This is a genomic window from Sulfitobacter sp. SH22 (genome assembly GCF_965641905.1).
In the GTDB taxonomy this organism is placed as follows: domain Bacteria; phylum Pseudomonadota; class Alphaproteobacteria; order Rhodobacterales; family Rhodobacteraceae; genus Sulfitobacter.
Genome location: NZ_OZ282573.1, coordinates 665736 through 675747 on the forward strand (window position 1 = coordinate 665736; position 10012 = coordinate 675747).

A 10012-nucleotide genomic window follows, 5' to 3' on the forward strand; every position below is an offset into this window, starting at 1 on the left:
CCGGCCAATGTGCCTGCACGGTGAGCGACATAGAATGATCCGGCAAAGGCCGAAAAAGGGAGGAATACCATGCTGAGGAAAAAGACCAACGGGTATACCCGCAGATCAGGCCGCGCGCCGATCGTGGTAAATAACGGCAAAAACACCATCGACAGACGGGGGTTCTTGCGCGGATCGGGCCTTGCCATTGGCGGGTTGACGGCCATCGCGGCCACCGGCGGCTCCGTCTCCAAAGCCACCGCGCAAACCGCCGCCACCCGCGCGGTTGAAACGGTAAAATCGATTTGTACCCACTGTTCGGTCGGCTGTACGGTTATCGCCGAAGTCGACAACGGCGTCTGGACCGGGCAGGAGCCCGGTTGGGACAGCCCGTTCAACCTCGGGGCACATTGTGCCAAAGGGGCTGCTGTTCGTGAACACGCCCATGGCGAACGCCGCCTGAAATACCCGATGAAGAAAGAAAACGGCGAATGGGTGCGCATCAGCTGGGAGACCGCGATCAACGAGATCGGCGACGGCATGATGAAAATCCGCGAGGAAAGCGGGCCGGATTCAGTTTACTGGCTGGGCAGCGCCAAGCATAACAACGAACAGGCCTATCTGTTCCGCAAGTTTGCCGCCTATTGGGGCACCAACAACGTCGACCATCAGGCGCGTATCTGTCACTCCACCACGGTTGCGGGTGTGGCAAACACATGGGGCTACGGCGCCATGACCAACAGCTACAACGACATCCACAACAGCAAGGCGATCTTTGTGATCGGTGGCAACCCTGCCGAGGCGCATCCGGTGTCCTTGCTGCACTTGCTGAAAGCCAAGGAACAAAACAACGCGCCGCTGATCGTCTGTGACCCGCGCTTTACCCGCACGGCGGCCCATGCTGACGAATATGTCCGCTTCCGCCCCGGTTCTGACGTGGCCCTCGTTTGGGGCATCTTGTGGCACATCTTTGAAAACGGCTGGGAAGACAAGGAATTCATCCGTACCCGTGTTTGGGGCATGGAAGAGATCAAGACCGAAGTGTCCAAGTGGACGCCAGAGGAGGTCGAGCGTGTGACCGGTGCCCCCGGTACCCAGCTTGAACGCGTGGCGCGCACCCTGGCGAACAACCGCCCCGGCACCGTGATCTGGTGTATGGGTGGCACGCAGCACACCAATGGCAACAACAACACCCGCGCGTACTGCATCTTGCAGCTGGCCCTTGGCAACATGGGGACAGCAGGCGGCGGCACCAACATCTTCCGCGGTCACGACAACGTGCAGGGTGCGACCGACCTTGGCGTTCTGGCCGATACATTGCCGGGCTACTACGGTCTGTCAGCGGGCGCTTGGGCACATTGGGCCCGCGTTTGGGAAGAAGACCTTGAGTATCTCAAGGGACGTTTCAGCCCGGAAACCATTGGCGACACGCCGATGATGAACCTGACCGGCATTCCGGTAAGCCGTTGGATTGACGGCGTTTTGGAAGACAAGGAAAACCTCGACCAGCCCGATAACACCCGGGCGATGGTTCTGTGGGGCCACGCGCCCAACTCTCAGACCCGTCAAAAGGAAATGAAGACGGCGATGGAAAAGCTCGACATGCTTGTCGTGGTCGATCCGTACCCGACTGTTTCGGCTGTTTTGCAAGACCGCACCGACGGGGTTTACCTGTTGCCGGCCTGTACGCAATTCGAAACGCGCGGGTCCGTCACAGCGTCCAACCGGTCGCTGCAATGGCGCGACAAAGTGGTTGATCCACTGTTTGAATCGCTGCCGGATCACAAGATCATCGCCATGTTCGCCGAGAAATTCGGCTTTCATGACAAGATCTTCCGCAACATCGGGATGGACGAGGGCGGCGAGCCGAATATCGAGGACATCACCCGCGAATTCAACCGCGGCATGTGGACCATCGGCTATACGGGCCAAAGCCCCGAGCGGATGAAAACCCACATGGCCAACCAGCATACGTTCGACCGCACAACCCTGCGCGCGGTTGGTGGCCCGGCTGACGGCGATTACTATGGTCTGCCTTGGCCATCCTGGGGCACCCCCGAGATGAACCACCCCGGTACTGCGAACCTCTATGATATGTCGCTGCCGGTGGCCGAAGGCGGCCTGACCTTCCGCGCCCGTTTCGGTGTGGAACGTGAAGGTGAAAACCTGCTGGCCGAAGGCGTATTTTCCGCCGGTTCCGAGATCGAGGACGGTTACCCCGAATTCACCATGCAAATGCTGCGTGATCTGGGCTGGGATGGCGACCTGACCGATGCGGAACGCGCGTCAATCAACTTTGTTGCGGGTTTCCCTGATGGTGACCCAAGCATCGGTGCCGCATCCGATGACGGCGGCAGCACCGCCAACCAGGAAGTCGGTGAAACCTCGCAGACCGGTGCAATCCAGTCGGATTACGCACAAAAGACCGGTGGCGTGAACTGGAAGACCGACCTTTCGGGCGGTATCCAGCGTGTCGCGATCAAGCATGGTTGCGCCCCGTTCGGCAACGCCAAGGCCCGCGCCGTGGTCTGGACCTTCCCGGATCCGGTGCCAATCCACCGCGAACCGCTGTATTCCAGCCGCCGCGATCTGGTCGCCGATTATCCAACCTACGAGGACAAGAAGTTCTGGCGCGTACCCACCATGTACGCCTCGATCCAGGAAAAGGACTTCTCGAAGGACTATCCGATCATCCTGACTTCTGGCCGTTTGGTCGAATACGAGGGTGGGGGCGACGAGTCGCGTTCGAACCCGTGGCTGGCCGAATTGCAGCAAGACATGTTTGTCGAAATCAACACACGCGACGCCAATAATCTGGGCGTGCGTGACGGGCAGCAGGTCTGGGTCGAAGGCCCCGAAGGCGGCAAGGTCAAAGTTATGGCCATGGTCACCGAACGGGTCGGCGAAGGCGTGGCATTCATGCCGTTCCACTTTGGCGGGCACATGGAAGGCGTTGATCTTAGGGATAAATATCCTGAAGGTGCCGATCCTTATGTCTTGGGCGAAAGCACCAATACTGCACAAACCTATGGCTATGACAGCGTAACCCAGATGCAAGAGACCAAGGCTACTCTTTGCAAAATCTGGACAGCGTAAGGGAGAGATAAGATGGGAAGAGCAAAGTTCCTCTGCGACGCTGAACGCTGCATCGAATGCAACGCTTGTGTCACCGCATGTAAAAACGAACACGAAGTGCCTTGGGGCATCAACCGCCGCAAGGTCGTCACCATCAATGACGGCAAACCAGGCGAACGGTCGATTTCGGTCGCTTGTATGCACTGTTCGGACGCGCCTTGTATGGCCGTTTGTCCGACCGACTGTTTTTACCAGACAGCCGACGGCGTGGTCCTGCACTCCAAAGATCTGTGTATTGGCTGCGGTTACTGCTTTTACGCGTGCCCCTTTGGCGCGCCGCAGTATCCGCAGGCGGGCAACTTTGGTTCGCGCGGCAAAATGGACAAATGTACCTTCTGTGCCGGTGGCCCAGAAGAAAACAACTCCACCGCGGAATTCCAGAAATACGGCCGCAACCGTATCGCGGAAGGCAAGCTGCCGATCTGCGCCGAGATGTGTTCAACCAAGGCGCTGCTTGCCGGTGACGGCGATGTCGTATCGGGCATCTACCGCGAACGGGTTGTGGCACGTGGCTTTGGCTCCGGCGCATGGGGCTGGGGCACGGCCTATGATCAAAAGGGCGGCTAACCGCTTGTTTTGATATGACTATCAAAGGGGCGGCCTGCTACGGGACCGCCCCTATTTGTACCCTCGAATGGGAAAGAAAGGGATATGATGATGCAGCGCCTTTTTGCCGTTTTAATGATTTATCTGTCCATCGCGTCCGGGGCCCTGGCCCAGGACAACGTGCCACCGCAGACAAGCACTGTTGATACCAACCCCGCAGTTTCCACCCTCGAGGATATCTTGCGCCGTCAGGAAGGTCTGAAAACTTCTGATGACGCCATCCGGTCGCACGAAATTGGCGACCCTGCCAACGCCAAGCCCGGCATCGACCAGCTTGGCACGCTTGGGGGTGCGTCTGACGCCGATCTGTGGCGCGCCTACCGCTTTGGCGAGGCTGACATAACCACCCAGGCACGGGTACCAGCGGCCACGACCCTAATTCAGGACGGCGGCATGTGGTGGCTGGATTTCCGTCGCGGGCCATTGCAGACCATTGCGATTTACCTTTTGGGCGGCACCCTGCTGGCGCTGGCCTTGTTCTATCTGATCCGGGGGCGCATCCGGATCGACGGCGAAAAGACCGGGCGCACGCTGCTGCGGTTCAAGGCCTTTGAACGCTTTGGCCACTGGATGCTGGCGTCGTCCTTTATACTGCTTGGTCTGACCGGCCTGATTACATTGTTCGGGCGCAAGGTGATCATCCCCGCCTTTGGTCACGAGGCGTTTTCCTCTGTCGCGATCGTCAGTAAGTGGGTGCATAACAACGTCTCCTGGGCCTTTATGATCGCGCTTGTTTTCGTGTTTGCCATCTGGGTCATCCACAATATTCCCGACCGCACCGACCTGCGCTGGCTGGCCAAAGGTGGCGGCCTTTTGGGCGGCGGGCATCCCCCTGCGAAAAAGTTCAACGCGGGCCAGAAACTGATTTTCTGGGCGGTGATCCTGTTGGGCGGGTCGATTTCCCTGTCCGGTTTGTCTCTGCTGTTTCCGTTTGAATTCAACCTGTTCGGCCATACATTTTCGTTGCTGAATGGCTGGGGTGTGCCGGGCTGGTTCGGTTATGCCGATCTGCCGTACCCGCTCGCTCCGCAAGAGGAAATGCAATACGCACAGCTCTGGCATGCGCTTGTCAGCCTGATCCTGACCGCGATCATTCTTGCACATATCTATCTTGGGTCTATCGGCATGGAAGGCGCGTTTGACGCGATGGGCAAGGGCGAAGTCGAGGAACAATGGGCCCGCGAACATCACAGCATTTGGGCCGAGGAAATCGTCGGTCCAACGTCGACAACCCGGAAGGAGCCGTAGGATGAAAGCGTTTCTGATCTCGCTCGTGGCCCTTGTGGTCATTACCGTCGGGGCCAACCGGATTTTGCAGGTTGTGGGCTTTTCCAGCGCGACGGCGGCTACGTCATCGCAAAACGTGCGCCTGTCGGACTAGGACCGTCAAAGGCGGGCTGGCTGTCCGGTTGATCTGGTTCCCAATCCGGGTTGTGCGCGCCTTTGCCAAAGAGGGGATGGTCGTTTGCCTTGTGCGCAGGTCACGCCATGCAGATGCGCTCGAGGCATAGGCGCAGCCCATCCGCGATGATGGGGGCGCTGCGATTGCCATGCCCGCGAACGCGCGCGACGCGCACAAGACAAGATGGTCACCCAGATCGACCGCATCGAAACCGATGTCGCCCCGCAGGAATTTGCGGTGTTCGACATCGGGGCAAACGTCCGGTTCACGGTCACCGACACCACTGCGCGGGTGTATCGCAAGGTCTGTGAGATGGCCTGTTTCACCGGTTTTCTGACGGGGCGCGAAGTGGCGGGCAAAATGCGGACAGGGGGGCGGGGCAGGATCATCTTTACCGGCGCATCCGCCAGACTGCGCCCCTTGCCGAAATAAGGCTGGGGAGGGTCTAGCATGACCAAGACCTTGGATTTCCTCTTTGATTTCGGCAGCCCCGATGCCTACCTTGCCCCTAAGGTCCTGCCGCAGATCGCCGAACGGACCGGCGCGCGCGTGAATTATATCCCGTGTTTGCTGGGCGGCATTTTCAAAGGCGCGGACACCCAGTCGCCCATGCAGGCCGATGCCAATATCCCCGCCAAAATGCAGTATGAACGCCTTGAGATGCAGCGTTTCATCACCCAGCATGACCTGTGGCGGTTTGCGTTCAATCCCGACCTTCCGGTGAACACGTTGCCCCTGATGCGCAGCACCGGCGCACAAGACCCGTTTTCAGCACCCCAAAAATGTTTCTTTTCGCGGCCTGCGAAAAACATATTCAAATTGACTTATATCAATTCCGCGAGTCGCCCCTGAGGGTAATTGTTCTTCATAAATTAACGTGAAGTGGAGAACTGCACATGAAAATTCTTAAGTCATTGAAGTCGACATCAACCGGACTTGCTTCAGGCGTTTCGGCGTTTGCGGTTGCTGCCGCGCTGACCGTAATCGTTCCGATCACATTTCCTTCGGAAACAGGTGCCTTCGCATTTGCCCAGCAAAGCGGACAAGGCGGCGGCAATGGTCAAGGCGCTGGCGGCTCTGGTAGTGGTGCCGGTGGTCAAGGTGCAGGCGGATCTGGCAGCGGTCAGGGTGAACCGGATTCTGACTCTGAAGGCAAAGGCCCGAAGGCGGGCAGCTCTGGCGGGTCACAAGGCGGCAAGCCTGTCTGGGCGCAAGAGGGTATTCCAGAGGTTGAACTGGGCCGGTTGAATGTGGCGCGTTCGCCCGATCGTATTCTGGCAAAGGCGGTCGAGGAAGAGATCTCTAAACTGACGCCCGAAGCGATTGCGTTCTATTCGATGTCGCTGGACCAAATGATCACGGCGCTGAAGACCGATTTTGACAATGTGACGATGATCGACTCTCCGGTTGCGAACCTTGGTCTGCTGAAAGACGTGATGGACGGCACTTCCTCGCTGACCGCCGAAGGGGTGGTAAACACAGCTGATGTTCTCGCTGCCGTGTTCTTGGGCTCTGCCTCGGACAAGACGGTCGAAATCACTGCGGATACAGCAAGCGCTGTCGCCACGATCCTTGGATACAACCTTTCTGACGCACAGGCTGAATCGCTTGCCGCTGATGCAGAGGCCATTCGCGAAGCGATCCTTGAAGGTCACGGTTAAGCCGAGAGGCTTGTAAATGGCGCGCCGGGCTGGACTAGTCAGTCCGGCGCGCCTTCACTGCGCTTGTCGCGGTCCGGATTTGCACGAAATAAAGTCGAGAGTGTCGCGTCGTCCTGACGCCATGCTGAGCGCCTTTTTCGCATGTCACATCGCCGTTGAAACGATGCACATCAAAACCGCATTCCGGGACAGGCCCGGTCACTAATGAACAAACTAAGGGTATAATATCATGCAGAAATCCTGGACTAATAACCAAACGCGTTGCTCCGTTGTCAGGGGTGTTTCAATGGTAGCGATTGCTGCCGTGTTAGGCGTTGCACTGCCGATGACATTCCCAGACGGAACAGGGTCGGTTGCCTTCGCCGCAGAGAGCGGCAGTGGTGGTCATGGTGCCGGAGCCAGTGGTGGCGGGCATAGCGGGTCTGACGGTCATAGTGACGAAAGTCATGAAGACAGCGACGGCCATAGCGATACCGGGGAAGATTCCGAGGGTCATAGCAGTGGTGGCAAAGGCAAAAAAGGCACTGCCGGTGCTCAAGGCAAGGGCGGACCTAGCGCTGACTCTGACGGCAAGGGCCCAAGGGCTGGCACTTCGGGTGGGTCGCAAGGGGGCAGGCCGGTTTGGGCCAAAGAGGGCATTCCAGAGGTTGAACTGGGCCGCTTGAATGTGTCGCGTTCGCCCGATCGTATTCTGGCCAAGGCGGCTGCCGAAGAAATCTCGAAGCTGACACCTGAAACGGTCGCGTTCTATTCGATGTCGCTGGACCAGATGATTACGGCGCTGAAGACCGATTTCGACAATGTGTCGATGATCGACTCTCCGGTGGCGAACCTTGGTCTGCTGCGGGACGTCTTGGACGGTTCGTCAGATCTGACCGCGCAAGGGGTGGTGAATACGCCTGATGTTCTTGCCGCTGTGTTCTTGGGGGCGGCCTCTGATAAAACGATCTCGATCTCTCCCGAGACGGCATATGCCGTGTCAACAATCCTCGGGTTTGAACTAAGTGAAGCCCAATCCCAGGCTTTGGCGAAAGATGCCGAAGATATCAGGGCAGCGATACTTGAAGGACACGGTTGAGAATAAATCGTCGTCTAAAAGAAGGCCAAGCTTGCGTTTTGCTGGCTTGGTCATATCGTGATACGTGATTTTGATTGTTTGAAACTGGGAAGTATAATGAAGTTATCGCTAGGAGTGATGGCCTTTGTGGCTATGGTGACGGTTGCGCAAACTGCGACGGCGCAGCAAGAACTCAAAGCCTCGCCCCTTTATGGTGGCGCTTGGTTGACTGGTCCTACGAATGCCTATCTTCGCCTTGGTGTCGGGGTTGATCAATCAGGCATTCATGACGGCCAATGGTCGCCTCCGGGTGCCGCGCCGGTTGGGTCAGACCCGGTCGTCTTCTTTGATCTGTCAGAGCCTGATGGCGTTGCCGCTACCATCGCGGTCGGACGGCAGTTGCGTCTTGGTGTCAGAGGCGAGATCGCGCTGACAGCATTTGGCAGCAGAGATATTTCGGGGCCATGGGCCTTTACCGTGCCCGCGACTGCAGGCCCGCATGCGGACGTTGCGACGACCGTTAAATCGACTGCGCTGATGGCCAACGTTGCCTATGATATCCCCAACATGGGCAAGGGGCGTTTTGAATTTCAGCCCTATCTTATGGCGGGTGTGGGTCTGGCAACCAATAAGATGGGCAACTGGACACGGACCAACGCGGCCGCAACCCAGCCTTCACGTAGCTTCGAAGGGGATAGTAAGACCAATCTGGCATGGAGCCTGGGTGCCGGTGTTTCATGGAATGTCGGGAAAAACGCGAATGGCCCGATCAAGATGGACCTGACCTACCAGTATTTCGCGCTTGGGAACGCGCAAGGCGGCGGCACGCCCCTTGCGGGAAGCGGTACGGAGTCTCCGGTTAATCCGTTGGAGTTTGACATCAGCTCTCAGGTTGTTTCGGTCGGGGTGCGCATCCCTTTGAACCTTAGATAAAAAAAGCGCCTTCCGTCTTTGCACGGGGGGCATCGCCATCCCGGAAAGATGTGAATTTCTGCGCCCTCACGAGGGTGTCTTGGGAGGGGCGGGGGCATCATGGCTGCATGATTTGCGGCGCGAGTGATACCCGCTCCATCCAAATGCACAAAGCGACCACTTCGATGCGATCCTCGCTTTTTATGCAGATCCCATCCATGTCTTGACCTTTGCAGATCCGAATTCGGCCTTGAGCGATGGCTGATTTACGGCTGTTCGGGGGCTGCATACCAAGGAATAAAAGCGCTTCAATCTATGGTGGTGGGCGGGTGCATGCGCTCGTGCCACGATCTAAATTGTTGCTATACTTATAAAACCTTACTAACGTTTCCTCAATTAATTGTGATTTTACTGTTTTTAGGGAACTAAACTTCATGCCCAACCCGTTATTTTATAAGAACGTTATACCACTTAGCACCGAAATCCATAAAAACCTGAAGTTTTCGACCAAGTCGCAGCCATTGGGATTTGCACGGGACGCGAACCTGATTCCCGCACTTGTGGATGAATTCGATCTGGCGCTTGACGACCTTCCGATCGCTTTTCTGCCCGCCGCTGACGTTCCGTCCGCCGTATTTGTCACCGGCCTGAAGCCGGGAATGAATGTTTTCATCTCCAAAGACGGTCTGTGGGACGGGAAATATGCGCCGGCCTATTTGCGCCGCTACCCGTTCATCATCGGTGACGTCGAAGGTGGCGATCCGATCTTGTGTGTCGACGACACCTATGAAGGTCTGAACGAGAAAGAGGGCGAGCCGTTTTTCACAAAAACCGGAGAGTCCGAGGAGACGCTGCTACGCGCGCTGTCGATTTCGCAAAGCTATAAAACCTCTGCGGACCGCACCGATGCCTTTACCAAGATGCTGCACGAGATGGGGCTGTTCCAGTCGATCTCATTGGATGCGGTGATGCCCGATGGCGAAAAAACCAGCGTGCATGGCCTGATGGTCGTTAGCGAACAAGCATTGGCCGCATTGTCTGATGCAGATTTGGGCAAGCTGAACGCTGCCGGATTTTTGAAACCTATTTACAGCCACTTGTTGAGCCTGAGATCTATTTCGAGATTGGGACAACAGTTGGATATGCCTTCGGTAGCTGCGGAAGAGTCCGTGCCTGCGGGAGAAACAGTTCAATAATTTTGAGCTAAGTTTATTTTAAAGCTGATGAGTACCGCCTTATTTTTCAGGCGGTTTTAGATTT

General features: G+C 57.2%; 10 protein-coding genes. All 10 read left to right on the forward strand.

Annotated elements, in window-relative coordinates:
* Positions 1-69 precede the first annotated feature (69 nt).
* The 10 genes from ACSQ13_RS05330 (at position 70) to ACSQ13_RS05375 (ending at position 9948) form a co-directional block, all read left to right on the forward strand.
* On the forward strand, positions 70-3075 hold the full coding sequence (locus ACSQ13_RS05330; protein WP_176250058.1) for a formate dehydrogenase subunit alpha: 3006 nt from the start codon (positions 70-72) through the stop codon (positions 3073-3075).
* A 12-nt stretch (positions 3076-3087) separates the two neighbouring features.
* Positions 3088-3681 carry a formate dehydrogenase FDH3 subunit beta gene (gene fdh3B / locus ACSQ13_RS05335; protein ID WP_176250057.1) on the forward strand — a complete coding sequence of 198 codons (594 nt, stop codon included), beginning with the start codon at positions 3088-3090 and terminating at the stop codon, positions 3679-3681.
* Positions 3682-3771: 90 nt separating this feature from the next.
* The gene (locus ACSQ13_RS05340) at positions 3772-4968 is read left to right on the forward strand and encodes a formate dehydrogenase subunit gamma (protein WP_176250224.1); all 1197 of its coding nucleotides are present in this window, start codon (positions 3772-3774) and stop codon (positions 4966-4968) included.
* Between the two features lies 1 nt (position 4969).
* On the forward strand, positions 4970-5101 hold the full coding sequence (locus tag ACSQ13_RS05345) for a hypothetical protein (protein WP_255200174.1): 132 nt from the start codon (positions 4970-4972) through the stop codon (positions 5099-5101).
* 204 nt (positions 5102-5305) lie between these two features.
* Positions 5306-5554 carry a hypothetical protein gene (locus ACSQ13_RS05350; protein WP_176250056.1) on the forward strand — a complete coding sequence of 83 codons (249 nt, stop codon included), beginning with the start codon at positions 5306-5308 and terminating at the stop codon, positions 5552-5554.
* A gap of 18 nt (positions 5555-5572) precedes the next feature.
* Positions 5573-5974: a DsbA family protein gene (locus ACSQ13_RS05355; RefSeq protein WP_295508823.1), complete on the forward strand. Its 402-nt coding sequence runs from the start codon at positions 5573-5575 to the stop codon at positions 5972-5974.
* Between the two features lie 44 nt (positions 5975-6018).
* A complete protein-coding gene (locus ACSQ13_RS05360) occupies positions 6019-6783 on the forward strand; it encodes a hypothetical protein (protein ID WP_176250054.1) in 765 nt (254 codons plus the stop codon).
* A gap of 286 nt (positions 6784-7069) precedes the next feature.
* On the forward strand, positions 7070-7861 hold the full coding sequence (locus tag ACSQ13_RS05365; RefSeq protein ID WP_295508818.1) for a hypothetical protein: 792 nt from the start codon (positions 7070-7072) through the stop codon (positions 7859-7861).
* Between the two features lie 96 nt (positions 7862-7957).
* Positions 7958-8773, forward strand: a complete 816-nt coding sequence (locus tag ACSQ13_RS05370) for an outer membrane protein (RefSeq protein ID WP_295508816.1) — start codon at positions 7958-7960, stop codon at positions 8771-8773.
* Positions 8774-9186: 413 nt separating this feature from the next.
* Positions 9187-9948, forward strand: coding sequence for a SapC family protein (locus ACSQ13_RS05375; RefSeq protein ID WP_295508814.1), 762 nt, complete (start codon positions 9187-9189; stop codon positions 9946-9948).
* Positions 9949-10012: the final 64 nt, after the last annotated feature.

Coding starts and splice junctions, on each gene's coding strand:
- ACSQ13_RS05330 (WP_176250058.1), top strand. CDS start 70: ATGCTGAGGAAAAAGACCAACGGGTATACCCGCAGATCAGGCCGCGCG.
- fdh3B (WP_176250057.1), top strand. CDS start 3,088: ATGGGAAGAGCAAAGTTCCTCTGCGACGCTGAACGCTGCATCGAATGC.
- ACSQ13_RS05340 (WP_176250224.1), top strand. CDS start 3,772: ATGCAGCGCCTTTTTGCCGTTTTAATGATTTATCTGTCCATCGCGTCC.
- ACSQ13_RS05345 (WP_255200174.1), top strand. CDS start 4,970: ATGAAAGCGTTTCTGATCTCGCTCGTGGCCCTTGTGGTCATTACCGTC.
- ACSQ13_RS05350 (WP_176250056.1), top strand. CDS start 5,306: ATGGTCACCCAGATCGACCGCATCGAAACCGATGTCGCCCCGCAGGAA.
- ACSQ13_RS05355 (WP_295508823.1), top strand. CDS start 5,573: ATGACCAAGACCTTGGATTTCCTCTTTGATTTCGGCAGCCCCGATGCC.
- ACSQ13_RS05360 (WP_176250054.1), top strand. CDS start 6,019: ATGAAAATTCTTAAGTCATTGAAGTCGACATCAACCGGACTTGCTTCA.
- ACSQ13_RS05365 (WP_295508818.1), top strand. CDS start 7,070: ATGGTAGCGATTGCTGCCGTGTTAGGCGTTGCACTGCCGATGACATTC.
- ACSQ13_RS05370 (WP_295508816.1), top strand. CDS start 7,958: ATGAAGTTATCGCTAGGAGTGATGGCCTTTGTGGCTATGGTGACGGTT.
- ACSQ13_RS05375 (WP_295508814.1), top strand. CDS start 9,187: ATGCCCAACCCGTTATTTTATAAGAACGTTATACCACTTAGCACCGAA.